This is a genomic window from Halolamina sp. (genome assembly GCF_036626355.1).
Classification (GTDB): Archaea; Halobacteriota; Halobacteria; order Halobacteriales; family Haloferacaceae; genus Halolamina.
The window spans coordinates 1-26,923 of record NZ_JAZKRY010000020.1 but is presented as its reverse complement, the minus strand read 5'-3'; the positions used below and the strand labels follow the sequence as shown (position 1 = coordinate 26,923).

Sequence of the window (26,923 nt, the reverse complement as noted above, 5' to 3'; positions counted from 1 at the left end):
AGCCAGCGCCCGTCAGGCGCGCTTGTACTGGTTGGGCCACTCGACCCCTTCCTCGGCGCCAAGCGCGTCGGCGGCGTGGAGCGAGAAGTACGGATCGCGCAGATGCTCGCGCCCGATGATAGCGAGGTCGGCACGGTTGTTGGCGATGAGGGTCTCGGCGTACTCCGGCGTCGTGATGCCGCCGACGGTGCCAACGAACATCTTGCCCTCGACCGCCTCGCGAATGGTTTCTGCGTACGGGACCTGATAGCCCGGGCCCGTTCTCGGAACCGCCTGATCGGGGTGGATGCCGCCGCCGGAGACGTCGAGCAGGTCGACGCCGATATCCGCCAGTTCGCTCGCCAGGCGTGCGGACTGGGCAACGTCCCAGGACTCCCGGTCGTCGAGCCAGTCGGTCGCGGAGATGCGGACGAAGATGGGTTTCTCGTCGGGCCAGACCGCTCGGATTCCCTCACAGACCTCGCGAAGCAGTTTCGTCCGCCCCTCGAAGTTCCCGCCGTACTCGTCGTCGCGGTCGTTGCTCACCGGCGAAAGGAACTCGTGGAACAGGTAGCCGTGTGCGGCGTGGATTTCGGGAATCTCGAAGCCCGCCTCGAGCGCGAACTCCGCGGCGTCGACGAACGACTGCGTGACGTCCTCGATGTCAGCCTGGTCCATCTTCCGGGTCTGGACCTCGCCACCGTCACGGGGGTACGGCTTCTCGGAAGGCGCAATCGTCTCCCAGCCACCTTGGTCTGGACTGAGCGGTTCGTGGCCCTCCCACGGCCGGGCGGTGCTCGCTTTCCGCCCGGCGTGGGCCAGTTGGATCGCTGGGACGCTTCCCTGGCCCCGGATGAAATCCGTAATCGGCGCCAGGGCGTCAGCGTGTTCCTGGCTCCAGAGGCCGAGGTCCTCCGGAGAGATGCGGCCACGGGGCTCGACGGCGGTTGCTTCAGACATCACGATGCCGGCACCGCCGGATGCGCGGCTCCCCAGATGGACCAGATGCCAGTCGGTCGCGAGGCCGTCACGGGCGTCACAGGAGTACTGACACATCGGGGAGACCATCACACGGTTCGGAACGGTCGTCTCCCGCAGTGTCAGCGGCTCGAACAGCGATGAGTTCACAGCCACGCTTCGATGGGGGTCGAAAAGGCGCTGTCGACTGGCGCCTGCTTTGCCGATTCCCGTGACAGCCGGTTCCGAACGTTCTGGTCATCCAGTGGGTCACGCTTGCCGACTTCGAGCCTTTTTCCCGCCGCCCACGGGGAGGAGCGGTATGGTACTCTCCACGGAGGACATCATGCAGATTAGTCTCGACCTCGTTGGCTGGGACGAGGTGCCGGCAGACAGCGGTATCCACGTCCGCGCCGATGCCGTCGAGACGGCGCTCGTGGGTATCGACCTCGAGTCACCCGAGATCCAACTCGCCGAGCGTGAGGGGTACGATCTCGTGCTTGCCCACCACCCGCCGGGGGGCGATCCGCGGGTCAACTTCGCGCCTGTGCTGGACAGGCAGGTCGAGTTCATGACGGCCCACGGCGTCCCCGAGGAGCGCGCCGAGGCGGCCGTTGCCGATCTACGCTCGCGGATGGAGCACGCGGGCCACAGCGCTAACTACCGTCACGACCCCAGCATCGCCGAGCATCTCGACCAGCCGTATATGAACGTCCATCTGGCACCGGACGAGATCGGGCGGCGACGGTTCCGCGAGGTCGCCGACGAGCTCGCCGACGACGCCACTGTGGGCGAGTTCGCCGACGCACTCGACGAGATTCCCGAAATCGAGGAGGCGCTGACCGACGCGGAACTCCGGCTCGGTCACCGAGATAACGACCTCGGCGAGGTGGCTATCCACCACGCCGCGGGCACCAACGGCGGGAGCGAAGTCGCGAGCGCCTACTTCGACAACGGCGTCGACACGGTGCTCTACATCCACATCGGCTCGGGCGACACGGCGACGCTGCAGGAGGAATACGGTGGCGAGGGGACGAATCTCGTCGTCACTGGCCACATCGCGAGCGACGCCATCGGCGTAAACGAGTTTATCGATGCGCTGGAAGCGGAAGGCCTGGAGTGCGATACGGTCTCCGGCTGCGACATCGGCCGGTAACGCCTGCCCCATCCCCGATTCTGCAGCCCATCTCGGTTCGACGGGCAACCCGTCTGACCGGTGGACCGAATGACTCCGAGACAGCGCTCGGGGGATGGCCGAGTTCACCCCCATAGCATACGACGACGACTACGGCGCTCGTGAGTGGGAGCGCCGGTCGGTACGCTGTCGAACTTGCCCAGCAGGGCAACGAGGTGAGGCTGGTCGATCTGAGCCACCGCCAGGTCGAACTCGCCGAACAACACGCCGCCGATTCATCTGTTACGTGCGGACGAACTCCGGTTACTCCTGTACCGGGCGGGGCTAACGGTACGGATGCTCCCCGGCCTGGAGAGCGTCGTCTCACAGCGCCGCGACGAGTTTGACGCGCTCAATGACGTCCAGCGCGAAGCGCTCCAGGACGCTGTCGCCGTGCTTCGGGGCGATCCGGGAGTCGCGGATCTCTCCGGACACATGCTGGCAGTGACGACAGCCCGAGTTCGTTGAGTTAGTCTGACTATGAGTCAGAGTCCCGTCTCCAATCGAGGGGAAGCGACGGGAGCTGCGGATTCGCCCGTTACCGACGCGGCCTCACCAGGTCGGTTCGGTGTATAAATTAAGTAGCAGTACGTGTGCATTGGTACCATGGAACAGGAGTTGCCCGACCTCGATACAGAACTGGCAGCGTCGCTCGAAGCGATTCCCGAAGAGTACCTCCCGACGAACGTTCTCGACTTCGATGACCTGCCTGCAAGTCGGGATCAGGCGGCCCAACTGTCGGAGATGATGCTCGCCGAGGCACCAGCGTTCCCCGAAGTCGAATCCGAGGATGTCACCGTTCCGGGTCCAACGGACGACCAGGAGCTCCCGCTTCGAATCTATCGGCCCGTCGAGGCTGAGCCGGGACTGCCCGGTATTTACTGGATTCACGGCGGCGGCATGGTCATGGGCGGGTTAGACCAAGAGGATCCGAACTGCGAACGGTTCGTGGACGAGCTGAACTGCGTCGTCGTCTCTGTCGATTATCGACTCGCGCCCGAACATCCCTACCCCGCACCAGTCGACGACTGCCACGCTGGATTGGAGTGGGTCGCGGAGAACGCTGCGGACGTGGGAATCGACAGCTCCCGGCTCGCCATCGCCGGGCCAAGCGCCGGTGGCGGGCTCTCGGCTGCTGTCGCGCTTCGTGCACGCGACGAAGGTGGGCCCGAGTTGCGCTACCAGATGCTCATCTATCCGATGCTGGACGACCGTAACATCACCGAGTCGAGCAAGCAGATAACCGATATCGGAATCTGGGACCGTGGAACTAATCGTCAGGCATGGGACGCGTATCTCGGCGATCTCAGTGCGTCGGACGAGCTCCCACCGGATGCCGCGCCCGGACGGGTGGCCGATCTCTCCGGACTCCCACCGACGTTTATCGACGTCGGGACCCACGACGTGTTCCGCGATGAATCGAAGTCATACGCTGAGCGGTTGACGAACGGTGGGGTTCCGACCGAGTTCCATCTCTGGCCCGGCGCCTACCACGGGTACGATGGGCTCGCTCCCGACGCACAACTCGCCCAGGAAACGTGGGAAACGCGTCTTGCTGCGCTGGGCCGGGCGCTCACAGAATAGCCCAACGCGATCAGTCAGCCGTCACTATCAGCGCCGCGGTGTCACGTCGAACCCCGGAGCACTACAAACGGGTGAGATATAAAGCGGAAAACTCGGAGTGGAAGCTCGCTCGCCGCTCAGTCCCCCAGAACGAGGCTGTCATCCACGAAGGAATGCTCGCAGTGGCGAGCGTTCGCTTCCATCGTTTCGAGCACGTCGCGTAGCAGCTCCTCGGTGGTGTCATCACCGAGGTTGTTTGCAAGCTTGACGCGTTCGCGAACCCCTGGATCACCTCGCTGTAGAGCTCCATGTCGTCGTGCAGCGAGTCCATCCTCGCGACGAGGACGCCGCCGCTGGCCTGGGCGCGCTCAGCGAGCATGTGGGCCCCTTCTCGATGTGGACGTAGCAGTGCTCGAAGAACGCAGCGCCCCGTTCTCTTCAACGCTGCCGAACTCGCGGCGCCCCTGTCGGTCTTTCTGTGTACGCATCGTCCCCAATCAGTCAGTTCTCAGGTTACTAACTGCAGTTGCCAACGACGAATGCTGCCGGTTCGGAATCTCCCGGCTGACACGGTATCGAGCGGTCTCGCGGCAACCTGGGCCAGACGCACGAACCGTTATTACACAGTAGGCGCGTGTAGGCGCATGGACGCTGATGTAGTGCTCACAAACGGCACGGTACTGACTCTCACAGACGATATCCCGGAGGCCAGCGCAGTTGCCTTCGTCAACGACCGTATCACCGCCGTCGGCGGCACTGACGAAATATCCGACTCCATCGGCCCGGAGACGACGGTAATCGATCTCGATGGGCGCACGGCGCTCCCGGGATTCATCGATACCCATCTCCATATTCCGATGGGTGGGCAGCGGATGACTCACGTGAACGCGCGTTCCCCGCCGAACGAATCTGTCGCCGACGTCCAGGAACGCCTCGCCGAACGGGCCGATGGGACTGAGGATGGCGAGTGGATCCTCGTGAGCGGTTACAATCTCGGCCTCGTCTGGGAGGACGAAGGGCGTCACATCAACCGCTGGGACCTCGACGAGGCGGCGCCGAACAACCCGGTGCAGGTCAACAGCGTCGGCGGCCACACTGGGAGCATCTACAACTCCGCGGCACTGGACATCGGCGGCATCGACAAGGACACCCCTGATCCCGAACCCCCCGCGGTCATCGAGCGTGACGAGGACGGTCGACCGTCGGGCCTGGTGAGTGAGGAGGCGGAGATTCCGCTCCACGAGGCGATTCCGGAGGAGAGCCGCGAGGAGCGGAAGGCCAACGTCGAGCGCGCGATGGAGCAGCTGCTGGAGTGGGGCGTGACGACGGCTCACGAGGCGAAAACCACGCCGGATGACCTGCAGATCTATCAGGAACTCTCGCGTGAAGGGGAGCTCCCGGTCCGTGTCGGAATGATGATCCAGGGCGACGCGGGGCCGGAACTCGGCGGCGACGGCCCTGACGTACTCTCCCATCTGGCTGCGGCGGGCATCGAGACGGAGTTCGGCAGCGCCGACCTGTTCGTCGTCGGCGTGAAATACTTCATGGACGGCGCGTTCACCGGTCGGACCGCGGCCATGCACGAGCCGTACGTGGGTGAGCCAGTCCCCGAAGACTCCCCGCAGTACGACGGCGTGCTCCACATCAGTCCTGAGTACTTCGCCGACAGGGTCGAGAAGGCCGCCGAGGCGGGACTCCGGGTCTGCGTCCACGGCCAGGGCGACCGTGGCATCGATCACATCCTCGACGCCTACGAAGCCGCACTCGACCCGGAAGACGACCATCGTTTCCGCATCGAACACGCCGGCCTGACCAAACCGGAGCAACTCGACCGCATCGAGGAGTTGGGAATCACCGTCTCATCGTCGATCAGCTTCCTCGGTGCCGACGTCTCTCGAAACTGGCTGTACTGGGGCGAGGAACGGATGCCCTGGACGTACGCCGTCGGCGCGCTCCAGGAACGCGGGATTCCAACTGCAGCCAACGGCGACTGGCCGGTGGCGACCGGCGACCCCCGAATCGCTCTCAGAACCGCTGTGACCCGGGAGACCGTGACGGGCGAGACGGTTGGTCCTGACCAGCGCGTCGATATCGAGGACGCCCTCCGCCTCTACGGCCCCGACGCGGCGTATCTCGGATTCAACGAGGACGAGAAGGGGACGCTCGAGCCCGGGAAACTCGCCGACGTCACCGTCCTCTCGGAGGACCCGCGAGCAGTGGACCCCGCAACCATCGCTGAGATCGACGTGGAGTACACCATCGTCGGCGGGGAGGTGAAGTACGATCGCGAGCATGGCGTGCTCGACTGACACTGTCTGGATCGCTGTTTCTTCACCGAAGAAATCAACCGCCTGCGATGCCGTCTGGGATGTCGTGGCAGGCGGGCGTACCGTTATGCGGTTTCCTGGAGCTGTTCCCACGGGATTCGGTCTACCCGAAAGGGGCGAACGCAGCCTAACGACCGCACGTTCATTCAGGCCATCCCTGGCCGTCCCGAGTCGCCCAAACGGTTCTCGTTGACTGAGCAGGGCACTCGGGCGCCGGTGACTGCCACCCCCCAGCCCTCGACGGTGAGAGCGGTACTGCCACAGAAGAAGCGCATTTGTATGCGCACCTCCTACCCCGGTTGTGGACTCCCCGTTCGACGTACTCGGCGTCGACCCCGACGCTGACGAAGCAACAGTCCTCCGTGCGTACAGGCGCCGGGTGAAGGAGACACATCCGGACCAGGGCGGCTCAACTGCGGAGTTCAAACGGGTCCAGGAGGCCTACGGCGCAATCCAGGCCGGAGACGCGTCGTCGACTGACGTCCCTGCTGCGGAGGATATCAACACCGGTGGGGGCCCGGGACCGAAAGGTAACGGGGCCAAGCCTGGTGGAGCCCCGCCAGGACAGGGTTCCACGGCGGCACAGGACGCAGTACGGATGGAGTATCTCGACTACGAGGTGGCCGTCGAGCACGGCTGGGAGATCGACGACGATGACCTGTTCGAGCGCGCCGCGGAGGCGGACCTCGACCCTGATTACTACGGGCGGCTGCTCATTCAGCCCGGTGAGACCATTCTCGAAGCCGCCGAGGAACGAGGCTTCTCGTGGCCATACGCCTGCCGGGGCGGCGCGTGTGCGAACTGTGCGGTCGCCGTAGTCGACGGGGCGGTGGAGATGCCCCGCAACCACGTGCTCTCGACAGAGATGGTCGAGGAGGCGATTCGACTCTCCTGTATCAGCAAACCGGCGAGCGATCAGCTCAAAGTCGTGTTCAACGTGAAGGAGCTGCCGGGGCTGAAAGAGCTACGGCTACCGGCTCAGCAGTTCCGGTAATGCCGGTCTCGCCAGGCGGCGTCCAATCGGGCAGCGACGACAGCGTTCTCCGCCGTCATACGGTCGTGCGTCCCTATTCTCAGCGACGTTCGGGAGCATCGTCGTTTCAAGGCCGATAGACGGAGTTCGTCGCTGCGAGGCGGTACCGAATTACGCACGACCGTCTCAGTGGTCGAGTTCGGGGTTCGTCCACGCCCACTCCCCGTCACGGTGAACGAACGCACGGCTGGGATGGTCGACCGCCCGCCCCAGCAGGCGGGCGGCGCCGAGATTCGGCCCGACGTCCGTCAGCGAGACGGCAGCCACACAGCGGGTTGCCGAGGAGTGGGAGACGGCCTCCTCGGCGCCAGCGAGCACGCCGATAACCTCCTGTCGCCGAGGTCCGCGTCCCAGAGCAGGTCGGCGGTGCGTTTCCGGACGGCGACGTCGGGCGTTCGCGGGCGGAGTGCCCGAACGAGCGAGTCGAGCCGCCGACGGTCAGTGTCGTCGACGCGCGTCCGAGTGGACATGGGCAAACTCACGCGAGCCAGTGTGAAAGTAATAGAATGGGCGGAAGTGAACCCCCTCGCGGACAGAGTTGCCGGCTCAGCCTCTCAGCCGCTGCCGAGCGAAGGGTGGGTCGCTCTTTCAGTTCCGTTTCCCGAACAGTGATGTGTGCTGCTGTGCTCCTGATGAACATGGAGACTGTCAAGTTCGACGATGCCGAACAGTACGAACCCGAAGCGGGCTGGCAGCGACGCTCGCTCGCGGGGAGCGAGCGGTTCACCTTCGAGTGGTTCGAGAAGCCGTCGGGTCACTCCTCGCCGATGCACGACCACGAGAACGAACAGGTCTGTCTCTGTCTCGAGGGTGAGCTCACGGTCCACACCCAGGAGGAGTCGGTGACGCTCGAGAAAAACGACTCCGTCCACCTGGAGTCCTGGGAGGAACACCGCGTCGAGAACGCGAGCGACGAGCGCGCGGTCGGCCTCGACGTGTTCGCGCCCGGCCGCGGCTTCGAGTTCTGGACCGACCGGGAAGAGTAAGTCGGGCCACAGGCGTCACTGGTCCTCGAGCGCCCGCCGTGCCGCCCATCGAACAGTATCAGCCTCGTCCTCCGCTGCAATCGAGCGAAGCAGTTCGAGCGCGACGGGCGAGCCCATGTTGCCGAGCGCTCTGCAGGCCGTCGCCCGAACGGTCGAGTTCGGGTCGTCGAGCAGTTCGATGAGGGCGCCGTGGGCCAACCCTTCGAGATCCGTCTCCGCGTCGGCGAGTCGGCTCAGCGCCGCGGTCGCGTTCCGCCTGACTGGGGCTGCTTCGTCGGACAGATTCGCGACGAGCGTTTCGGTGTACGCAGCGACAGGCTCGGGCTGTCCGGTCGCGATATCCGCCAGCGCGCCGGCGGCGTTCGCGCGGACCCCCCGGTCTTCGGCGTCGAGGGCGTCCGCAAGCGCCGGCACCGACGACGCCACCTCATCAGGGGAGCCGCGCGCAGCCAACCCCAGCACCACCGCTGCTTTCTTCGCCGTCTCGGTATCGGAGTCTGTTAGCCGCCTCCGAAGCGTCGGGAGCGACGGCTCGACGGCGCTTGGATGGCTGGACGCGAGTTGGAGTAGAATATGGGCTGCGTTGCGCCGGACCGTCGGATCGTCGGCGTCGAGCAGCGCCGTGAAGCGGTCGACGTGGGCGACCAAGGGGAGCGGGTCCGCTTCCACGAACTGGACCAGGCAGACAGATGCTGGCGCTGCAAGCGGCCCCTCCAGCTCCTCCAGTACGTCGAGTACCTCTTGACGCGCCGTGTAGACGCGCTCCGGGTCCGCAGTGGCGATGCGGGCGAGACAGAGCAGGAGCGTCTCCATGAACTCGACGGCCGCGTCTCTCTCGGCTGCGGTTTCCGGGTCGGTCTGCCGGAGTAGATAGGCGATCCGTTCAACGGCACTCGTTCCGACAGACGGGTGCTCCGTCAGTAGAAGCAGAAACGCCTCCGACGCGACACGCTGCACCGGACGCTCTGGGTAGCGGAGGAGTTCGAGCACGCGGTCGGGGTTGACCGCATCGGGATCCTCCTTCGCAGCATCCCGGAGACGCAGTGCGCGATCGCGGGGACTCGTCACGGACGTACACACGCCCGCTGGAACGTAAATTTACGCCTCCTGAGGCGCTGTCCCAGCCGGTCTGAGGCAGCTTTTCGCCCCGCTCGGCCGAGTACCGCAGTGACACGCTACCGGGACAGTCCGGAGGTGTCGACCCACTCGGACCCAGAACGGGATTCACTAACTCGAACCGTCGAGGACACCGACGAATCGGGGCGGCTCGGCGCGAGGACGGCTGGGACGCGCTGGTCGTCCACCTCGTCCCGGATACCCTCGCTGAGCAGGTTGCCGCCTGCAAGCGGCGGATATTCCCCGGCTACCAGGGCTATCGACGACGGGTCGGCGACGCTCGCAGTTCCGTCACCGAACTACTCGCCGGCGGCGGTCCTGCTCGGCCCACTATCGGCGGTGTACAGCCGTTTTCGGGCATCTCTCAGGCAGATCTCCTCGGTCACCAGTCCAGCAGACTCGAGTCGTCCGAGCGCGTCCCGGACGGTGCGACCCGCCAACTGGGTCTCCTCGGTGACCTCGCTCTGGGTCATCCGGCTGTTCTCCTGGAGGACGAGATGGACCAGCTTCGCGCTCGGCGGGAGCTCCGCCATCGCGTCCGGGTCGGCTTCAGAGGCTGCCTCAGTCACTGTTGGCTCCGAGAACCGCGTGTGTTCGTGTCACGACGCCCTGCCGAGGAACCGGCCCGGCGACCCCGTTCACTGTGTTGCACCGAGTGTCGGTACTGGATGGGCTCCATAATATACTAACGCGGGCGCGCACGTTTAGCCGTTCTGGACTTCACTGATACCGGGTGACATCGATGTCACCTCACGACTGCGACGGGTTCGACGTCGACGCGCTCAGCGCAACCCGTCCGGCGTGGTCGAGGGTTAAAGCACGTACTGGACCAGCCAGAGCACCACCATTCCGACGCCGATTGTCGCCAGCACACTTTCGGTACGCCAGGCGACAACAATCGCAACTCCACCGGCGATGAGCTTCGGTCCCTCGAACTGGAACGCGAGCGAGGGCACCGTCGAGAATGAGAGAATAGCCGGTGCGACCAGCGCCGCGAGCACTGCCGCGGGCACGTAGCGCAGCACGCCCACCAATCGGGGTGGAACCGTATCGACTCGGCCTAACAGGAGGATGAAGGAGAGCCGGAGCCCGTACGTACAGAGTCCCGCGGCGACGATAGCCAGCCAGATTTCCGCCGGGCTGTAGCTGGTCGTCATTCCGACCCACCTCCGCTGGGCTTCGCATCCGCGTCATCGACCGCGCCTTGCTCGTCGCTCCCTTGGCCACCTAACTCACCCTCCGTCGTCGGGAACGTTCCTTCGCGGTGTTCGAGAACAACCCCGGCGCCGATGCCGACGAACGCCGCCACGAGGAGGCCAAGATTGAATGGGACCTCCGCGGCGAGGACGGCGATACCCGCGGCGACTACTGCGGCCGCAGCAGTCGGCCGCCCTTCGATGGCCGGGAACAACAGCGCCAGGAACGTCAGCGGCACTGCGAACTCGAGTGAGAGCCCCGACGGGACGGTGGCGCCCAGCAGCGCGCCGATGATCGTGCCGAACTGCCAGATGATCCAGAGTCCGATTGCCGCACCAAAGTAGAACCCCATGCGACCCCGCTCCTCGGGGCTTTTGTCGCGGAACTCCGCGACCGAGAGCGCGTACGCCTGGTCGGTCAGGATGTAGGCACCGAGCCAGCGTCGGAGCCCGGAGACGCCCCGGAAATACGGCGCGATGGAGGCGCTGTACATGGTGAACCGGAGGTTGATCACGACCGCCGTGAGCACGACGACGGCCAGCGGCGCGTCGCCACCCAGCAGCTCGATCGCCGCAAGCTGAGACGCACCAGCAAAGAGGATGACCGACATCCCGACCGCCTGATACGGGGGGATACCGGCGTCGACGGCCGTGATGCCCGCAATGAGCGCGAACGGGACAACACCCACCGCGAGTGGCAGGAACGCCCGGATGCCCGCAAGGATATCCTCGCGTCTCACCCATGACCACCGGCGCGACTCATGGCCACCTCGCTGCAGTCGTCTGCTCCATGCCTCTCCCATCGGTCCCCCGGGGAAGAAAGGCTCGGCTTCCGGGCAATGCGGCCCGGAGTCACACGCCGCTCACTCGGGGGTTGGGGAGAACGCCTGCCACTCGCGTGGCTGATCGGGGAGCCCGCGCACCCGAAGCTCCGGCCCCTCGTCGCCCTCTCTGACCTCGACTCGCCCCGCACAGAACTGCGAAAGCGTCCTGATGGTCTGTTCGTCGTGGATGGCTGGGTCAATCAACAGCATCCCGATCCCGTCGACGCTGTCGATACGCCCGATGAGCGTGTGGACGAACCGGGAGACAGTTTTGAGGTCGCCGAAGGAGAGCAGCGTCGAGAGCGAGAACAGCCCCGTCCGAACGCGGTCGAGGTCGTTCCGCTCGAAGCCGCGATAGACGTCCGAGTAGCGCATTCCGATACCGGTCAGATCCGAGGGGCTGGAGACCGGGAGCACCCGCGCCGGCACGCCACTGTCCTCGTCGCCGACACAGTCCAGAATCGCCGTCGAGGAGTTCGTGAGCGTGAGGCCGACCCGCTGGCAGGCGTCGGCGATGCGACGTGCTCGCTGGTTGGTCGTGACGACGATAGCGCCGTCGCCATCCGGCCCGACGAGCATCCGGAGCCCCAGGTCGCGAGTGCCCACGTGAGTCGGCCCGGAGACGAGGATGGTCGTTCCGGGCCGAAGCCCGTTGAGTGGGAGCCCCTCGAACTCGTATCGCTCGTCAGTCATCGGTCTCACCTCCCGCCTCGCGGAGTCGGCGACGCAACACCAGTTGGTCCATCGCCTCGTCGGCGAGAAGTTGCAGCAGCTCACGGTCGCGGTCGGAGAACGAGCGCGGGCTCTCGTCGTAGAGACAGAACGTGCCGATGGGCTGGCCGTCCGGTGAACGCAGCTGGGCACCCGCATAGAACCGGATATCGGCGGCCGCTAACCCTTCGTTCTCCGCGAACCGAGCGTCCGCTAACACGTCCTCGATGACGGTCACTCCATCGTCGAGGATCGCGTAGGTACAGACGGTCTCTTCCCGGTCGACCGGTTCGAAGCTAATTCCGTGACACGAGAGGAAGCGCTCCTCGTGGGAGTCGACGAGTCCGACCGCGGCGGCGTTGACGCCGAACAGCTCCGTCGCGAGTGCTGAGAGCCTGTCGAGGGACGATCCGAGCGCCTCACCGTCGACGGCGTACTGGTTCAGCGCTGCCAGCCGGGCGTCCTCTTGCTCCGGCAGGGGGTAGGCGGTCTGGCTCTGGAACGCTAGACTCTGCTCGACCAGGTCGAGCAGCGCCGTCCGGGCATCGGGGTCGTCTTTGGACACGTACTCCGCCACGACGTCGCCGAAGGCTTCGGTGTCGATCGCTTCCAGTCCAACGTCAGTAAACAGGATACAGGCGGTATCAGGGCTCGTTTCGCGGACGTACTTCACGAGTTCAAGCCCCGACCCGTCGGCGAGGCGCTGTTCAGTCACCAGACAGTCGATAGATTCCTCGCCGTCGAGGAGTTCGTGGGCAGCAGCGAGTGAGGCGACGCCCGCAGGCTCGAAGCCGGCGTCGCTGAGCGTGCGCTCAGTCTGGGTCCGCGAAGCCGTTTCCGGGTCCACACAGAGAATCATATCTCCCCTTTATATTATAATCAAGTAAACGTTCGGAGAGCGACTGAGCGCTCCCCCTGTCGGGTGTTCACCCCTCCGCGATGGGCGTTATTCTGTGCCGGGGTCGTATTTCTCGAACCACTCGGTCAGTTCACTGAGCCGGTGAACCGCTCGGTCGGGCTCGCCGATGTTGTGGTTCTCGTCGGGGTAGACCACCAGCCGCGAGTCGATTCCCTGCTTGCTGACGCTGACGTAGAGCTGTTCGGACTGCGTGGGCGGGCAGCGCCAGTCGTTCTCCCCGGCGGTCACCAGCAGCGGGGCGTCGATCTCGCCCACGTCGGTGATGCTGGAGATGTCGCGGTAGGTCTCCTCGTCCTCCCACGGGAGGCCGAAGTCACGCTGCATCCGGTTGTGGGAGTCGCCGGTGGCGAAGTAGGCGTAACGGTCGTAGATCCCGTGCTCGGCGGCGCCGGCCGTCGCCACGTCGGATTGTGAGAGGATGTACGCCGTCTGGGCGCCCCCGTAGGAGAAGCCGGTGACGAACACGCGGTCGTCGTCGACCCAGCCCTGGTCGGTGACGTGCTCGATACCCGCGATGACGTCGGCGGGCTCCCAGTGGCCCCAGTCGCCTTCGATGGCGCCGCTGAACTCACCACCGTAGGAGGAGCTCCCCCGGTAGTTCACGCGCAGCAGCGCGTAGCCGCGGTTCGTCCAGAACGTATAGTCGTAGTTGAACGCCGGCGAGTCGTAGGAGATCGGGCCGCCGTGGATGGTGGTGATCAGTGGTGCGGTCCCCTCCTCCGGGTCGTAGCCCGGTGGGAAGTAGACCAGCGCCTCGACGGGCTGGCCGTCGCTCTCGAACTCCACCCACCGGGTGTCTGGCTCGTCGTACTCAGCAAGCAACTCGTCGTTGAGGTCGGTCAACCGCTCGGGATCGACGTCGTCGGCATCGACGGCAGCCACGTCGAGGCTGTGGACGTTCGAGCTCTCGTGGGGCCCACTGATGCCGAGGGCGAGCGTCCCGCCATCCGCACTGAGCTGGGCCACGTTCTCGAACTCGGTCTGTTGTTCGAACACCCGCTCGGGGTCGTCAGCCCTGGCGTCGAACCGGACGACTCGGGTTCGGCCCTCGTCGCCGATGAGTCCCACGAGTGTCTCGTCGCCCGTCCAGTCGAAAGCGCCGCCACGCCCCAGCGGTCGGTCGAGCGACGTCGAGACCGACTGGTAGTCGCCCGCCTCCGTGTCGGCGATGTAGAGCTTGGTCGGGTCGTAAGCGTCGTCCTTGTCACTCGCGGGGAAAGCGAGATAGCGACTGTTCGGCCCCCAGTTTCCGCCGCCGGTCGCGAGCTCGCTGTCGGTTAGCTGCTCCAGCCCGGTTCCGTCGGGCCGGATCGTGTAGACGTCCGAGTACGTGGCGTTGTCCGGTCGTTCGTCGCGTGTCGAGAGGAACGCGATGCGCTCGCCGTCGGGTGACCACGCGGGCGAGAGCCCGGTTGCGGGCTCGCGTGCACCGGCACCGTACGCGTTGTCGAGTCTGGTCGTCTCCCGAGAGGCCACGTCGACGATGAACAGGTAGGAGGTCACGTCGTCGAGCCAGCCCTCGCCGTCGTACTTGTGCTGGAGCCGGTCGACTTCGACGGGGCCGTTGTCCTCGCGCTGCTCCAGATACTCCTGCTGGTCCTCGGTTGGATCCCGCGCTGTGACGACGACCCGCTCGCCCTTTGGCCCCCAGTCGAACTCCCTGACGCCCTCGTCGAACGTCGTCAGCTGTCTGGCATCGCCGCCGCGTGCGAGGTCGAACGACCAGAGCTGGGTTTCCGGCTCCTCGTCCTCTTCGGGCTCTTCGTCGGGATCGTCCTTGGCCGCTCGGAGGACCGAATCCTCCTCACGGGCCGCGAGGAAGGCGAGTCGGTCGCCGTCGGGCGACCACTGCGGGTCACTCGCCGTCGAGGCACGGCTGAGGCGGTACGGCTCCTTGCTCCCGTCGGACGGCACGACGAACAGCGACGAGAGTCGTTCGTTCGCCTCGGCGTCGAACTCGCTCGTGACGTAGGCGATTCGCTCCCCGTCGGGTGAGACGGCGAGGTCGGTCAGCTCCGTTAGCTGGTAGTGGTGCATTAGTTGATCGGTAACGTCCGTCATACTGTGATATCACGCCCGGGGCTTTTAATCTCGCCGACGCTTCCGGAATCCGACGATATATATTCCCCTCCGTAGTGGTCAATTCATCTTCAGAAACACGGGCCAGTTTCAGTAGCGTTAAGACGATAGAAGTCGGCTATTTACCCATGTCTGTGAATGACACGGGGACCCGGCGAGGGTTCCTGAAAGCAACCGGTAGCGCGGCAGCCGCGATCGCTGTTGCAGGTTGCTCAGGCGACGGTGGGGAAGGTACAGAAACGGAGCCAGCGGACACCCCGGCCGGTGATACTGATACGACGGAGACCGACACTGAGGCCGAGGGAGATCAGGCCCCGAACGAACTCGACCTCATCAACGGGACCATGGACTCCATGGACCCAGTCGAGTACACGCTGGCCAACGCCGGTGAAGTGGTGGACCAGATGTACGACCCGCCCATCTTCAATCCCAACGGCACGCTCGCCGTCGAGGCGCTCGTCGCGACGGACTGGAGCGTCTCCGATGGGGGGACGGTCTACACGTTCGACCTGAAAGAGGGTGTTCAGTACCACGGCGACTGGGGCGAAGTCACCGCACAGGACTTCGTCTACTCGTGGGAGCGTCTCGCCGCCTCCGAGAACTCCCGGCGGACGTACGTCATCCTCGACGACCTCGGTGTCGCCAGGGAGACAATGGAAAACGACGAAGGGAACGAGGTGTACGAACCCGGGACGATGGGCGTCGAAGCGGTCGACGACTACACCCTCGAGATAACGCTCGAAGAGCCGTACCACGACGCGCTCGGCGTAATCTCCTCGGTTCGATTCGGGTCGATTCCTGAGGGGATTCTCGGCGACATCGAAGGCTACGACGGAGAGGTAGACCACACCGACTTCGCCAAGTCCTCGCCCGTCGGTAGCGGTCCATTCAAGTTCGAGATGTGGGACTCCGACCAGGAGGCGGCGGTCACGGCCTTCGACGATTATCACGGCGAGGGCCCGATGGTCGACCGCGTCAACTGGCAGATCATGGAGGACTCGAACGCCGTCTACAACTTCGGGATGAACAAAAACGTCGACGCCTTCGTCATCCCCACCTCCCAGTACGATCCGAACAAGGTCACGGTCGAGAACACCGACGACCTCGGCCGGATGACCGGGACGTACGGCCCGGTCCGGAACGGCGATACGATGCAATACAACGCCGTCCCCGGGCTCGCCGTGAACTTCATCGGATTCAACTGTCTGAACGTTATCAAGCCGGCCCGCATCGCGACGGCGAAGATCATGGATCACGAGCTGATCGCCAACAGCGTCTACAAGGGCCGGGACGTGGCGGGCTACCACATGACGCCGCCGAACGCCTTCCCCGGCGGTGTCAGCGGCTACGATGAGCACGCCGCCGAGTACCCGCACGGCTACGAGACGACACAGCTGGACGAAGCCCGGCAGGTTATGGAGGATGCCGGCTACAGCTCGGACGACAAGTACGAGTTCAGCTTCACTATCACGGCCTCCTCCACCTCGGAGCAGCTCGCAGGACAGATGCGTGACAAGCTCTCGTCGGCGCATATCAATATGACCATCGAGACGGCGCCGTTCGCGACCATGATCGACCGGCGGAAACAGGGCCAGCTCGACGCGTTCCTCAGTGGTTGGGGGATGGGTCGAGACGACCCCGCGAGCGTGCTTGCACTGCTTTACCCGCCAAACACCGACCTCCGCGAGTCGGGCTCGGTCATCGAGACCAACTGGGTCGAGCGCGGGAACGGCACCGGCGCACGTACGCAGGCTGCCGAAGCGTGGGATACGATCAACAGCAACCCGCGTGACACCGCGGAACAGGAACAGGCCCGGGCCGACGCGTACATCCAGATGGAGGAGGCGATGTGGGAGGACGTCCCGTTCATCTGCTTCGGTCACGACACGTACCAGCGGTTCACCTACGAGTGGGCGGACATCACGCCGTTCGGTCCGACCGGCGGGCAGCGCTACAACACGGTTGAGATAGACACCGACTCCAAGCCCTCGTAGCGCTTCCCTCCTCGGTCACGCAGTTTCACACGTTAGACACCAACCACACAATCACTACATGGTTTTCCAATGACGCGCTGGCGATACTTTGCGAGACGCATGGTCCTCTCGGTCCCCATCCTGATTTTCGGTACAACGGCGACGTTCTGGATCATCAGGGCAGGGCCGATCGACCCGGCGGCGGCCATCATCGGTCCGGACGGCGACCAGCAGGCCTACCAACGGGTTCGTGAGCAGTTGGGGCTCGACGAACCGCTCTGGGAGCAGTACATCGACTTCATGGTCGGGATGTTCACTGGCGATTTCGGCCAGTCGTGGGTACTCAACCCGGACACGCCCGCCACGGTGATGATCTCCCAGTACGCGCCCCGGACCATCTGGCTCGGGTTCTGGTCGGTGCTTATCGCCCTGTTCATCGGAATCCCACTGGGGTTCTACGCCGGATTGAACTCCAACTCCTGGAGCGACTATCTGGCCTCGTTCGGCGGCATCGTCTGGCGGGCGATGCCGAACTTCTGGCTCGCGGTGATTCTCGTGAGCCTGCTCTCCCAGTCCCAACAGCTGTTCGGCTTCAGCTGGCAGAACTGGATCATCCGGACGAACGTCGTCACCTCACCCCCGCTCAATAACCTCACAGACCCGGAGACGTTCCTGATCGCGCTCAAGACGACGATTCCGGCGGCGCTGGTACTGGGGTCGTCGTCGATGGGCAACGAGATGCGAATCGGCCGGACAGCTATCTTGGAGACGAAGAACTCCAACTACGTCGAAGCGGCGAAAGCCAGGGGCATCCCTGGGCGGAGCCTCGTCTGGAAACATATCTTCCGGAACGCGCTCATCCCGCTGGTCCCGATCATCACGGGCGAGGCGTTCCTGCTCATCGGCGGGTCGGTACTCGTCGAAACGGTGTTCGCGATCAACGGCCTCGGCTTCCTGTTCTTCCAGGCCACCGTCAACGGCGACCTGCCGCTGGTCGGCACGCTGATGTTCATCTTCATCCTGCTCATCGTCGGACTCAACATCGTACAGGACCTCATGTACACGCTCATCGACCCACGGGTCGGCTACGAAGGTGAAGCCTGATGTCCACGGAGTACGGGAACATCGGCGAGGACCTCTCGTTTCGTGAACGTATCGAGGACCGCCCAAAACCAGCCGTGATGTGGGTAAGCGGCCTGCTGTTCATGATACTGCTCCAGTTCGGCGCGCTGATGAAGACGGTCATGACCACGGTCCCGTGGCAGTCCATCGCCGACGCCATCCCCGGGACATCGCCGTGGGCAGCGCTCGCGGGGGTCGGTGACGCGCTCGCCGGCCTCCCGACACTGCTCTCACGGGATGTCATCCCCAATCAGGGCTACCAGATTCCCGGCGAGGGGTGGGAAGGAACGTTCCTCGGCCTCGAACCCGGTGTCGCGTGGGCGCTCCGCGTGGTGCTGATCTACGGCTACTCGTTCGCCCTGCTGGGATGGACGTTCTACGGCTACGAGCTGTTTCGGCGCCACTACCGTGCCGCCGACTGGACGCCCTACGACGACATGATGAACCGACTCGAAGGCCACCGATGGGGGCAGTTCGGCCTCATCGTCGTGTTCGCGTTCGTCGTCATGGCGGTGTTCGCGCCCGCGCTCGGCCCGACGACCGTGCAGTACAACATCGCAGAGCCGTACGAACACGAAATCCAGTACTACGACGAGAACGCCGGCGAAGTCGTGACGACGCTGGTGGGGAACGCGAACCTTCAGTCAGTCTCGAAAGGCGCCGGCGGCCGCAACATCGGCCCGGGTGAGTACGACGACTTCGGCCGGTTCCATCCGTTCGGGACGTTACCCAGCGGAAAGGACCTGTTTACTTTCATGGTCGCCGGCGCGCGGGTCTCGCTGTTCATCGGCCTGCTCTACATCACGCTGGCTGCCGGATTAGCGACCGTCCTCGCGCTACTGACGGCGTACTACAAGGGAATAACTGACCTCGTGGTCGTGATCGCCGGTGACTCGGTCCAGGCACTACCACAGCTACTGGTGCTCATCCTCCTGTCGTTCGTGTTGAGTGACACGTGGATCGCGGGGATCTACGACGGGGGACTGTTACTGGCGTTGATCTTCGCCATAACGGGCTGGCCATATCTCTGGCGTGCCGTGCGTGGCCCCGCACTCCAGGTGTCGACCGAGGAGTGGATCGACGCCGCCAAGAGCTTCGGCCAGAAGCCGGGCGTGACGATGCGCAAACACATGTTGCCGTACGTGGTGGGCTACCTGCTCATCTACGCCTCACTGAGCCTCGGCGGCGCCATCATCGGCGTCGCCGGCCTCTCCTTCCTCGGGCTGGGGGTTAACCCACCAACACCCGAGTGGGGGCGCGCAGTCAGCGCCGGGCAACCGTACGTGGCGACAGCGTCGTGGCACATCTCGCTCATCCCGGGCCTGATGGTCGTGCTCATCGTGACGGCGTTCAACGCGCTGGGCGACGGCATCCGTGACGCCATCGACCCACAGAGCGAGGAAGGAAGTACTGAAGCCACAGCCGGGGGGACGGGCGCATGAGCGCCGCCGATCCGCTACTCTCGATCGAAGAGCTCGTGACGGAGTTCTACACCGAGAAGGAGACGGTCCGTGCCGTCGACGGCGTGAACTTCGATATCCACCGCGGCGAGACGCTTGGTATCGTCGGCGAGTCAGGGTCGGGAAAATCCGTCACTGCGCGCTCCATCATGGGGCTGGTCGAGTCCCCCGGGAGCGTCCTCTCGGAAAGCTCCATCACGTTCGACGGCGAAGAACTCACCGAAAAAAGCGAGTCCGAGTACCAGAACATCCGCGGCGCCAAGATCGCGATGGTGTTCCAGGACCCGCTGACCAGCCTCAACCCCGTCTACACGGTGGGGAATCAGCTCAAGGAGACGCTCCGGCTCCACCGGGGGCTCACTGGGAAGGCGGCGACGGAGAAGGCTATCGAGCTACTGGAAGACGTGGGGATTCCCGACGCGGCCCGCCGGGTCAAGGAGTACCCACACCAGTTCAGCGGTGGAATGCGTCAGCGAACGGTGATCGCGCTCGCGCTGGCCTGTAGCCCGGAACTGCTCATCTGCGACGAGCCGACGACGGCACTGGACGTGACGATCCAGGCACAGATCCTCGAGCTCCTCGACGAGATCCAGGAGGAGCGGGACCTGGCCATCATGTTCATCACCCACGACATGGGTGTCATCGCCGAGGTGTCCGACCGCGTCGCGGTGATGTACGCCGGCGAAATCGTCGAGAGCGCGCCGGTTATCGACCTGTACGAGAACCCCGCTCACCCCTACACCAACGGGTTGCTCGACAGTATCCCGGGCGAGGAGCCCGGTGGCGGCGAACTCTCGACCATCGAGGGCGAGGTGCCGATTCCAAACGGGCCAGCGACGCACTGTCGGTTCGAACCGCGGTGTCCGAAGGCGTTCGAGGAGTGTCTCGAGGTGCCGCCGCAACTGCTGGCGACGGAGGAACAGACCGACGACCACCGGGCCGCTTGCCTACTGTATCCAGACGACATGTCACGAGAAGAGGCCGTACAAGAGCACCGAGCTGCCGCTGTTAGAACGGGGGGCATAGATGAGTGACGCGACGTCGGCGCCGGTCGCCGAGGCCGACGCCGACGAGGGCGACGTGCTCGTCTCACTGCGTGATCTCAAGACGTACTACGGCGAGGACTCGCTGCTCTCGGGGAGCGCTGTCAAAGCCGTCGACGGCGTAAGCTTCGACATCCACAAGGGCGAGACGCTTGGACTGGTCGGCGAGTCCGGCTGTGGGAAAACGACGCTCGGTCGGACGCTGATTCAGCTCGAGGAGGCGACTGCCGGCGAAGTGCGGTTCGGCGACACTGACATCACCGAACTCTCGGGGGCGGAGCTGAAGAAGTGGCGTCGGAACAGCCAGATGGTGTTTCAGGACCCCGAATCCAGCCTGAACGACCGGATGACCGTCGGCGCGATCGTCCGCGAACCGCTGGACGTCCACGACTGGAAAACGCCCGACGAACGCCGCGATAGGGTCCGTGAGCTGCTCGATACGGTGGGACTCTCCGAGGAGCACTACTACCGCTACCCCCACCAGTTCTCCGGCGGCCAGCGCCAGCGTGTCGGAATTGCCCGCGCACTCGCACTCGAACCCGAGTTCGTCGTGCTCGACGAGCCGGTGTCGGCACTCGACGTGAGTGTGCAGGCACAGATCCTGAACCTGCTGACCCGGCTGCAGGACGAGTTCGGGCTGACATATCTGTTCATCGCCCACGACCTGAGCGTCGTCCGGCACATCTGTGACCGGGTGGCGGTGATGTATCTGGGCAACGTGATGGAACTTGGGCCGACAGAGCGGCTGTTCCAGAACCCCCAGAACCCGTACACACACTCGCTGCTTTCGGCGATCCCCGAACCGGACCCGACATCTGAGCGGGAGCGCATCACGCTGCATGGCTCGCCGCCGAGCCCCCGGGACCCACCGAAGGGCTGCCCGTTCTCCACACGATGCCCGATGAAGATCCGACCCGAGGAGTACGAGGCGGTCGATACCGAGGCGTGGGTTCGCATCGAGATGCTGCGTGAGGTGCTCCGAGAGCGATCGAACGCCGAGCGCTCCCTCACCGAGCGCACTCGTGAGTTGCTGGGACTGCACTCGCGGTTCAGTACCATCGATGAGATCTATCAGGAGCTGTTCAGCGACGTGGCACTCCCGGCGGAAATCGAACAGCACGTGGACGAAGCGACTCGGCTCGTCAACGACGACCGGGAGCAGGAGGCCCGGAGCTACCTCCGGGACGAGTTCGGCAGCATCTGTGACACGGAGCTCCCGGACGCCCACATTGTGGACGAAACCGGCGGTCGCAGCCGCTGTCATCGCCACACCGACGAGTACGAAGAACCTTCCCGCTCACAGCTTATCGTTGAATGACGATGCACGCCGACGGCGAGAACGAGGCGCGGCTCGGCCTTTGGACGTTCCGGCTCGTGGACCTGGCCGTCTACGTCGTCGCTGTCACTGCCGTCTGCTACCTGCCGCTGTTCGCCCTCGCGGCGTTCGCGGCCGGGCCGGCGTTCGTCGTCCACGCGGGGTTCGTCATCGGGTTCCTGATGTTCGGCTACGCCATCTACCTGCTCTGGCCCAGCCCGCCGTGGCAGGTCGAGGTGACCGACGAAGGGGAACTCGAAGTCGAACAGAACACCGAGAAGCCGACGCTCGGGAACCGCGAGGAGACGCCGCTGCAGCGCACACTCCAGCAGCTTCCCCCGCTCAGCCTGACTGACCGGCCGGCCACCGACCGGCTCTCCCGTGGGCTCAAGCTGTTTATCGCCAGCATCGCTGTGCTGCTAGTGTCGTATCTCACGGAGCAGGCGCTGGTCTAAAGACAGCGTTTTCCCTCCGCGGTGCAGCATCTCATGCATGAGCAGACGGACCGAAGAGACCGACGAACCACTCGACGACAGGCCGACCGACGCGGAGAAAACTGGGTGGAAAGCCACGCTCGAAGAGCTCGACGCGCTCGCCGACGAGCGACGCGCTGACGGCTGGGACGTGCTGACAACACTGGCCGGCGACACCGCGCCGGAGCCCCCCGAGGCCGGCGAGACTGACCGGTTCGGCCTGGTCCACATCGTTCCCGGCGACGACGCCGACCGGCTGACTGACCTGCTCGAGACCATCGATATCGACGAGTTCGAGGCGTACCGACGAACGGTGGGAACGACGTGTTTCCTGCTCACAGAGCTCCGGGACACCGAGACCCGCCAGTGCGTCCTCGTGGCCAGCGCGTACGATGTGGGTGACGCCGAAGCACTCGCTACCCATGCCGCCGACGTTGGACACCTGTTCACCCGGTTCCAGCGCCTCGACGGCACCCCGGTCGCCGAGATTCGACACGACTCCTACGAGAAGCTGCTGCCGCCGTCACTGACGGACTAACGACGGCCCGTCGCGTTCATCGGCCGTCGTACACGACCTCACCGCCCAGCACCGTTAGCTCGACACCGATGTCGGCGAGCGAGCCCGACCAATCGTACGGGTCCGCATCGAGCACTACCGCATCACCGAGCCGCCCCGGTCCGAGTACGCCTTTCTCCGCTTCCTGGAACTCCGCGTACGCCGCGCCTCGGGTGTACGCGACGAGCGCCTCGTCGACGGATAGCTGCTGGCTGTCGAACGAGGAATGAACGGCGAACTCCATCCCGTAGAGTGGTCCCGGTGGCATCTTGTCGCTGCCGAACGCCAGGGAGACGTCGGCGTCGAGGATATCCCGGAACCGGTTGTTCGCTGGCCGCACCTCCTCGCCGAACCGGTTCTCGTAGAGGCCGTCCTCGCCGCTCCACTGCAGGAAGTTAGGCTGCATCGAGGCGACCATCCCGGCGTCGGCCATGCGCTCGATCGCTTCGTCGGTGGCGAGTTCGACGTGCTCGATGCGGAGCCGGGGGTCGGCCCCGTCGTCGTACTCCTCCAGCACCGTCTCGTACTCATCGATGACGATGTCGATGGCCTCGCCGCCGATGGCGTGGGTGGCGATCTGCTGATCCGTCCGGGCCGCGTGGGCGAACCACTCGGCCAACTGCTCGGCGTCGTTGACCATCTCGCCGTGGCCGCCGCCGAGGAACTCCCGATGGGTTTTGGCCGTCTCCGAGCCGATAGAGCCGTCCGAGAACGTTTTCAGCCCGCCGATGCGGAGGAACTCGTCGCCGAATCCGGCGGCGATTTCGAGGTCCGAGAGCGACTCTGCCTGCCACTGGGGCGTGTAGAACGTGACCCGGAGATTCAGGTCATCATCGCGCCAGTGGGCGAACAGCGCCTGCTGCTGGACGTAGCCGTGGTCCCAGACCTGGGTGAGGCCGGCCATCGTCTGGACCGACGTGACGCCGAGTTCGTGGTAGCGCTCGATCGCCGCGTCGAGCGCCTCGCGGGCCTTCGGAACCTCCGGGTAGGACGCTGCGCGCACCCGCCCGGTCGCGTCCTCGACGACCCGGCCCGTCGGCTCGCCGTGCTCGGTGCGGACGTCCTGCTCGACCCCGGAGAAGTCAACGGCGTCGAGGCCGCGAGCGTTGAGCGACGCGGAGTGGCCGTCCACTCGGACGGCGGCGATGGGGTGGTCCTCCGAGACAGTGTCGAGCTCGGCCATCGTGAGATACTCACGCTCCCCCGCGGGCCAGGTGCTCTCGTCGTAGCCGAAGCCGAGCACCCACTCGCCACCGGGGGTGGACTCGGCGTTCGCTTCGAGCAACGCGAGCGCCTCTTCACGCGTGTCGGCTGCTGAGAGGTCCGTCTCCAGCAGGCCGATGCCGACCGAGAACACGTGGGTATGGGCGTCGTTGAACCCCGGGAGCACGGTTCGACCGTCGAGGTCAAGGATTTCGGGGTCGTTGCCCGCAGCTTCTACCTCGTCGGTGTCTCCGACGGCGACGACCCGGTCGTCGCGGAAGAGAACGCTCTCACCGGTCGTCCGGTTGTCGTCGAGGGTACGGATAATTCCATTTCGCAGCAGTAGTTCGGACATACAGGTCGGCCGGTTGGCGCGGAGTTAAGGGTTGCCTCGAAACCAGTCCTCGGGCAACTCCCTGGACCGCCAACCGCTCACTCCGCAACGGGCACGAAGCGAAGCTGGTACTCGCAGTATACGTCGCCGAAGCGGAGCAGCTGCTGGGCCTCCTCGCGAACGCCCGCATCCTTCCGGATGTTCCCGTCGAGAAACGCCCGCTTGTGGAGGCTCCGCAGAACCGCCGCGTAGCTCTCCGAGTACGGATGCGTTTCGCGGTACTCGTCGGCGATTGCTTGCTCCAGAATCCGCGCCCCTCGCTGGGGAGTTCGCTGCGCTCGACCCGCGTGTCGACGAGTTGTGCCCGCAGGTTCGCCTCGATCCCGTCCGGACTCCCCGCAACTGGCTCGGCCGTCGCCCGATACACTGGTTCGTAGACCGTCTCGCGTGTCGTTTCCAGTGTGTAGGTTGTTTCCCGAAACGTGACCCGCTCCGGGCCGTCGTCGGCCAGTAGCTCGCTCGTCTCGACGGCGTCTTCGCGCCGGTAGACGTAGCCACCCCGCTGGACCAATCCCCAGGGAGCGCCGCCCTCAGTCCCGCGTGCTCGCGCTGGGAAGTACGCGATTTCGACCGCCCGCTGGTCGGCCTCAGGGAACCCGGAGACAGGAACAGCGTCCGCCGTCGGAGTTTCGGCGTCCTCGACCTCGAAAAGTCGGAGAATCGGGCGCTCCGTCGGCGCCTCGTCGACAACGACCGAACCGAGTTCGTAGTACGTGCCGTCTTCGACAGCGTAGGTTGGCTCCTCCGGAGCGGTGAAAAACGGTTTGCGATACTGCGTCGTATACCGCTCCCCATTGCTGGCGGCCTCGAACGCGTTCTCGTCCCAGTTCGGACTGGTCCCGGCAAGGTCGAGTACGGAGTTCTCCCGGAGCGAGTCTCCCTCTCTGGACAGCGTGAGTCTGAGCGACTCGGGTTCGTCCCCGGCGGGGTCGCTCTCCCGGAAATCGCTCATGCATCCGGCGACGGCGGTCGCCACGGCGAGTCCGCCGGCCGAGAGGAGTTGTCGTGCCGGACATTTACGTAATCGCGGTCAGGACCGGCGCGGGCCCTCCGGGTCGAGTGCGTCGTCGTAGATGGTGATGTACAGCTCCTGGATCTCTTCGCTGGTCGGTTTGCGCGGATTGTTATCCGGTGACCCCGAGTCGATAGCGTCCTGGGTCATCTCGTCGACGACGTCGAGATACGCCTCCCTGGAGGGGACCTCGCAGAAGTCGTCCAGATAGCTGGTGAGCGTGAGATCCTCACAAAGCCCGAAGATGCCCTCAGCAGCCTTCTCGGCGGCTTCCCTGGTGCTGTCGTCCACGTCTGCGACGTCGAGGATGCGCGCGACGGTAGCGTACCGTTCCGGGGCCGCCATTGCGGAGAACTCCACCACGTATGGGAGGATGAGCGCGTTCGCGAGTCCGTGGGGGATATGCAGCTGCGCACCCAGCGGGCGAGCCATCCCATGAACGAGCGCGACGGAGGAGTTCGTGAACGCCTGCCCGGCCTGGAGTTGCCCGACGAGCATGTCGGCCCGGGCGTCGAGGTTCTCCCCGTTAGCCCACGCGACGGGGAGCGACCGGGCGATCCGTTCCATCGCTTGCTCGGCGAAGCCATCGGGAATACTGTAGGCGTTGACCGAGACGTACGCCTCGATGGCGTGGGTGAGTGCGTCGATGCCGGTGAACGCGGTGTGGCTCCGGGGAAGCGACACCGTCAGTTCCGGGTCCTCGATAGCGACGTCGGGGACGACGTTCTGGGAGACGATGAGAAACTTCGTGGCGGTTGACTCGTCGCTGACGACAACCGAACGGGTCGCTTCGCTGCCGGTCCCGGCCGTGGTGTTGACGGCGACCAGGGGCGGCGTCGGGTTCGGTACCCCCTCGTAGCCAGCCCTGTCCACGCCGAAATCACGTATCTCGCCGTCGTTGCCGGCGAGGATACCGACACCCTTGCCGGTGTCTATCGAGGACCCGCCGCCCAGCGTCACGATCACGTCACAGTCGTGCTCGGTCCACTGCCCGTAAGCGGCCTCGATGTTCTCGACGGTCGGATCGGGCCGGACGTCAGTGTAGAGGACCGTCTCGAGGCCTGCTTCCTCGAGCGACTCCAGGATGGTTTCGCCGTGGAACTCGAAGATCTGTTCGGTCGCGAGTACCAGGGCTGTCGTTCCGTAGGGCGCCGCGTACTCCCCGGCCTGCTCGACTGCACCCGCACCGCAGATCATCTTGCTCGGCGAGACCACGGTGCGTGTCTCTCGGGAGAGAACGGTATCGTATGTCACAGTCCGAAACACTCCTCCCTCCATCATTAATCCTGCCGAGGAGGCGTATTACTGCTGTTCGTTGTGCAGACGTCTCGACAGGTTCGGGAACGAAGCGGACTGCGAGTACGATTGCGGTGACAAACACGATGGAAGTGAGAATCGAGTCAACCGCTACCTCGAGGAGCACCGCTGGCACGACGCTGCAGCTCGCGGCCCGGGTGAGGCACGCGAAGATGACGGAGAAAGCGGCGACGTTCCTGTCAACGAGCAGT

Annotated in this window: 24 protein-coding genes; 12 read left to right on the top strand and 12 right to left on the bottom strand. The window is 64.9% G+C overall.

The window, feature by feature from the left end; translation table 11 throughout:
• Nucleotides 1–12: 12 nt before the first annotated feature.
• The gene (locus tag V5A38_RS05020) at nucleotides 13–1,107 is read right to left on the bottom strand and encodes an NADH:flavin oxidoreductase/NADH oxidase (protein WP_332324649.1); all 1,095 of its coding nucleotides are present in this window, start codon (nucleotides 1,105–1,107) and stop codon (nucleotides 13–15) included.
• Nucleotides 1,108–1,258: 151 nt separating this feature from the next.
• Between V5A38_RS05020 and V5A38_RS05015 the strand changes: the two genes are divergently transcribed.
• From V5A38_RS05015 to fer, 4 genes are all read left to right on the top strand, one after another.
• Complete coding sequence (locus V5A38_RS05015) at nucleotides 1,259–2,092, top strand: hypothetical protein (protein WP_332324648.1); 834 nt, start codon at nucleotides 1,259–1,261, stop codon at nucleotides 2,090–2,092.
• Nucleotides 2,093–2,716: 624 nt separating this feature from the next.
• Nucleotides 2,717–3,694, top strand: a complete 978-nt coding sequence (locus V5A38_RS05010) for an alpha/beta hydrolase (RefSeq protein WP_332324647.1) — start codon at nucleotides 2,717–2,719, stop codon at nucleotides 3,692–3,694.
• Nucleotides 3,695–4,317: 623 nt separating this feature from the next.
• Nucleotides 4,318–5,982, top strand: coding sequence for an amidohydrolase (locus V5A38_RS05005; RefSeq protein ID WP_332324646.1), 1,665 nt, complete (start codon nucleotides 4,318–4,320; stop codon nucleotides 5,980–5,982).
• A gap of 319 nt (nucleotides 5,983–6,301) precedes the next feature.
• Nucleotides 6,302–6,994, top strand: a complete 693-nt coding sequence (gene fer / locus V5A38_RS05000) for a ferredoxin Fer (protein WP_332324645.1) — start codon at nucleotides 6,302–6,304, stop codon at nucleotides 6,992–6,994.
• Between the two features lie 165 nt (nucleotides 6,995–7,159).
• Here fer and V5A38_RS04995 read toward each other — a convergent pair whose 3' ends face one another.
• Nucleotides 7,160–7,351, bottom strand: coding sequence for a hypothetical protein (locus V5A38_RS04995; protein ID WP_332324644.1), 192 nt, complete (start codon nucleotides 7,349–7,351; stop codon nucleotides 7,160–7,162).
• 320 nt (nucleotides 7,352–7,671) lie between these two features.
• Between V5A38_RS04995 and V5A38_RS04990 the strand changes: the two genes are divergently transcribed.
• Nucleotides 7,672–8,019 (top strand): cupin domain-containing protein, encoded by a 348-nt coding sequence (locus tag V5A38_RS04990; protein ID WP_332324643.1) that lies wholly within the window; start codon nucleotides 7,672–7,674, stop codon nucleotides 8,017–8,019.
• A 15-nt stretch (nucleotides 8,020–8,034) separates the two neighbouring features.
• On the opposite strand, the gene V5A38_RS04985 is transcribed toward V5A38_RS04990, so the two are convergent.
• The 7 genes from V5A38_RS04985 to V5A38_RS04955 form a co-directional block, all read right to left on the bottom strand.
• Nucleotides 8,035–9,087 (bottom strand): sister chromatid cohesion protein PDS5, encoded by a 1,053-nt coding sequence (locus tag V5A38_RS04985; protein WP_332324642.1) that lies wholly within the window; start codon nucleotides 9,085–9,087, stop codon nucleotides 8,035–8,037.
• Between the two features lie 347 nt (nucleotides 9,088–9,434).
• Nucleotides 9,435–9,704, bottom strand: a complete 270-nt coding sequence (locus tag V5A38_RS04980) for a winged helix-turn-helix domain-containing protein (RefSeq protein ID WP_332324641.1) — start codon at nucleotides 9,702–9,704, stop codon at nucleotides 9,435–9,437.
• A 243-nt stretch (nucleotides 9,705–9,947) separates the two neighbouring features.
• Complete coding sequence (locus tag V5A38_RS04975) at nucleotides 9,948–10,292, bottom strand: AzlD domain-containing protein (protein WP_332324640.1); 345 nt, start codon at nucleotides 10,290–10,292, stop codon at nucleotides 9,948–9,950.
• Nucleotides 10,289–11,071, bottom strand: a complete 783-nt coding sequence (locus V5A38_RS04970; protein ID WP_332324639.1) for an AzlC family ABC transporter permease — start codon at nucleotides 11,069–11,071, stop codon at nucleotides 10,289–10,291. The genes V5A38_RS04975 and V5A38_RS04970 overlap by 4 nt, the downstream gene beginning before the upstream one ends.
• Before the next feature lie 123 nt (nucleotides 11,072–11,194).
• Entirely contained in the window at nucleotides 11,195–11,848 is a 654-nt protein-coding gene (locus V5A38_RS04965) for a recombinase RecA (protein ID WP_332324638.1), read from the bottom strand.
• Nucleotides 11,841–12,725, bottom strand: a complete 885-nt coding sequence (locus V5A38_RS04960) for a GAF domain-containing protein (RefSeq protein WP_332324637.1) — start codon at nucleotides 12,723–12,725, stop codon at nucleotides 11,841–11,843. The genes V5A38_RS04965 and V5A38_RS04960 overlap by 8 nt, the downstream gene beginning before the upstream one ends.
• Nucleotides 12,726–12,812: 87 nt before the next feature.
• Nucleotides 12,813–14,846: a S9 family peptidase gene (locus V5A38_RS04955; RefSeq protein WP_332324636.1), complete on the bottom strand. Its 2,034-nt coding sequence runs from the start codon at nucleotides 14,844–14,846 to the stop codon at nucleotides 12,813–12,815.
• A gap of 146 nt (nucleotides 14,847–14,992) precedes the next feature.
• Between V5A38_RS04955 and V5A38_RS04950 the strand changes: the two genes are divergently transcribed.
• From V5A38_RS04950 to V5A38_RS04920, 7 genes are all read left to right on the top strand, one after another.
• Nucleotides 14,993–16,858 carry an ABC transporter substrate-binding protein gene (locus V5A38_RS04950; RefSeq protein ID WP_332324635.1) on the top strand — a complete coding sequence of 622 codons (1,866 nt, stop codon included), beginning with the start codon at nucleotides 14,993–14,995 and terminating at the stop codon, nucleotides 16,856–16,858.
• A gap of 69 nt (nucleotides 16,859–16,927) precedes the next feature.
• Nucleotides 16,928–17,941: an ABC transporter permease gene (locus tag V5A38_RS04945; RefSeq protein ID WP_332324634.1), complete on the top strand. Its 1,014-nt coding sequence runs from the start codon at nucleotides 16,928–16,930 to the stop codon at nucleotides 17,939–17,941.
• Nucleotides 17,941–19,401, top strand: a complete 1,461-nt coding sequence (locus V5A38_RS04940) for an ABC transporter permease (protein WP_332324633.1) — start codon at nucleotides 17,941–17,943, stop codon at nucleotides 19,399–19,401. The genes V5A38_RS04945 and V5A38_RS04940 overlap by 1 nt, the downstream gene beginning before the upstream one ends.
• Entirely contained in the window at nucleotides 19,398–20,453 is a 1,056-nt protein-coding gene (locus V5A38_RS04935; RefSeq protein WP_332324632.1) for an ABC transporter ATP-binding protein, read from the top strand. The genes V5A38_RS04940 and V5A38_RS04935 overlap by 4 nt, the downstream gene beginning before the upstream one ends.
• Nucleotides 20,446–21,780 (top strand): oligopeptide/dipeptide ABC transporter ATP-binding protein, encoded by a 1,335-nt coding sequence (locus V5A38_RS04930; protein ID WP_332324631.1) that lies wholly within the window; start codon nucleotides 20,446–20,448, stop codon nucleotides 21,778–21,780. The genes V5A38_RS04935 and V5A38_RS04930 overlap by 8 nt, the downstream gene beginning before the upstream one ends.
• The gene (locus V5A38_RS04925; protein ID WP_332324630.1) at nucleotides 21,777–22,232 is read left to right on the top strand and encodes a hypothetical protein; all 456 of its coding nucleotides are present in this window, start codon (nucleotides 21,777–21,779) and stop codon (nucleotides 22,230–22,232) included. Before V5A38_RS04930 ends, V5A38_RS04925 begins: the two co-directional genes overlap by 4 nt.
• 37 nt (nucleotides 22,233–22,269) lie before the next feature.
• Nucleotides 22,270–22,788, top strand: a complete 519-nt coding sequence (locus V5A38_RS04920; RefSeq protein ID WP_332324629.1) for a hypothetical protein — start codon at nucleotides 22,270–22,272, stop codon at nucleotides 22,786–22,788.
• A 16-nt stretch (nucleotides 22,789–22,804) separates the two neighbouring features.
• Here the strand turns inward: V5A38_RS04920 and V5A38_RS04915 are convergent, their stop codons facing one another.
• The 3 genes from V5A38_RS04915 to V5A38_RS04905 all read right to left on the bottom strand — a co-directional run bounded on the left by V5A38_RS04915 (nucleotide 22,805) and on the right by V5A38_RS04905 (nucleotide 26,669).
• Nucleotides 22,805–24,364, bottom strand: a complete 1,560-nt coding sequence (locus V5A38_RS04915; RefSeq protein WP_332324628.1) for an amidohydrolase — start codon at nucleotides 24,362–24,364, stop codon at nucleotides 22,805–22,807.
• The gene (locus V5A38_RS04910) at nucleotides 24,300–25,355 is read right to left on the bottom strand and encodes a hypothetical protein (protein WP_332324627.1); all 1,056 of its coding nucleotides are present in this window, start codon (nucleotides 25,353–25,355) and stop codon (nucleotides 24,300–24,302) included. The genes V5A38_RS04915 and V5A38_RS04910 overlap by 65 nt, the downstream gene beginning before the upstream one ends.
• A 78-nt stretch (nucleotides 25,356–25,433) precedes the next feature.
• On the bottom strand, nucleotides 25,434–26,669 hold the full coding sequence (locus tag V5A38_RS04905; protein ID WP_332324626.1) for an iron-containing alcohol dehydrogenase: 1,236 nt from the start codon (nucleotides 26,667–26,669) through the stop codon (nucleotides 25,434–25,436).
• Nucleotides 26,670–26,923 lie beyond the last annotated feature (254 nt).

What these genes read in the sequence shown, in the direction of transcription:
- V5A38_RS04930 (WP_332324631.1), top strand. Translation starts at nt 20,446, where the DNA reads ATGAGTGACGCGACGTCGGCGCCGGTCGCCGAGGCCGACGCCGACGAG.
- V5A38_RS04915 (WP_332324628.1), bottom strand. Translation starts at nt 24,364, where the DNA reads ATGTCCGAACTACTGCTGCGAAATGGAATTATCCGTACCCTCGACGAC.
- V5A38_RS04910 (WP_332324627.1), bottom strand. Translation starts at nt 25,355, where the DNA reads ATGAGCGATTTCCGGGAGAGCGACCCCGCCGGGGACGAACCCGAGTCG.
- V5A38_RS04990 (WP_332324643.1), top strand. Translation starts at nt 7,672, where the DNA reads ATGGAGACTGTCAAGTTCGACGATGCCGAACAGTACGAACCCGAAGCG.
- V5A38_RS05015 (WP_332324648.1), top strand. Translation starts at nt 1,259, where the DNA reads ATGGTACTCTCCACGGAGGACATCATGCAGATTAGTCTCGACCTCGTT.
- V5A38_RS05005 (WP_332324646.1), top strand. Translation starts at nt 4,318, where the DNA reads ATGGACGCTGATGTAGTGCTCACAAACGGCACGGTACTGACTCTCACA.
- V5A38_RS04965 (WP_332324638.1), bottom strand. Translation starts at nt 11,848, where the DNA reads ATGACTGACGAGCGATACGAGTTCGAGGGGCTCCCACTCAACGGGCTT.
- V5A38_RS04920 (WP_332324629.1), top strand. Translation starts at nt 22,270, where the DNA reads ATGAGCAGACGGACCGAAGAGACCGACGAACCACTCGACGACAGGCCG.
- V5A38_RS04950 (WP_332324635.1), top strand. Translation starts at nt 14,993, where the DNA reads ATGTCTGTGAATGACACGGGGACCCGGCGAGGGTTCCTGAAAGCAACC.
- V5A38_RS04940 (WP_332324633.1), top strand. Translation starts at nt 17,941, where the DNA reads ATGTCCACGGAGTACGGGAACATCGGCGAGGACCTCTCGTTTCGTGAA.
- V5A38_RS04945 (WP_332324634.1), top strand. Translation starts at nt 16,928, where the DNA reads ATGACGCGCTGGCGATACTTTGCGAGACGCATGGTCCTCTCGGTCCCC.
- V5A38_RS04925 (WP_332324630.1), top strand. Translation starts at nt 21,777, where the DNA reads ATGACGATGCACGCCGACGGCGAGAACGAGGCGCGGCTCGGCCTTTGG.
- V5A38_RS04960 (WP_332324637.1), bottom strand. Translation starts at nt 12,725, where the DNA reads ATGATTCTCTGTGTGGACCCGGAAACGGCTTCGCGGACCCAGACTGAG.
- V5A38_RS05010 (WP_332324647.1), top strand. Translation starts at nt 2,717, where the DNA reads ATGGAACAGGAGTTGCCCGACCTCGATACAGAACTGGCAGCGTCGCTC.
- V5A38_RS04975 (WP_332324640.1), bottom strand. Translation starts at nt 10,292, where the DNA reads ATGACGACCAGCTACAGCCCGGCGGAAATCTGGCTGGCTATCGTCGCC.
- V5A38_RS04955 (WP_332324636.1), bottom strand. Translation starts at nt 14,846, where the DNA reads ATGACGGACGTTACCGATCAACTAATGCACCACTACCAGCTAACGGAG.
- V5A38_RS04935 (WP_332324632.1), top strand. Translation starts at nt 19,398, where the DNA reads ATGAGCGCCGCCGATCCGCTACTCTCGATCGAAGAGCTCGTGACGGAG.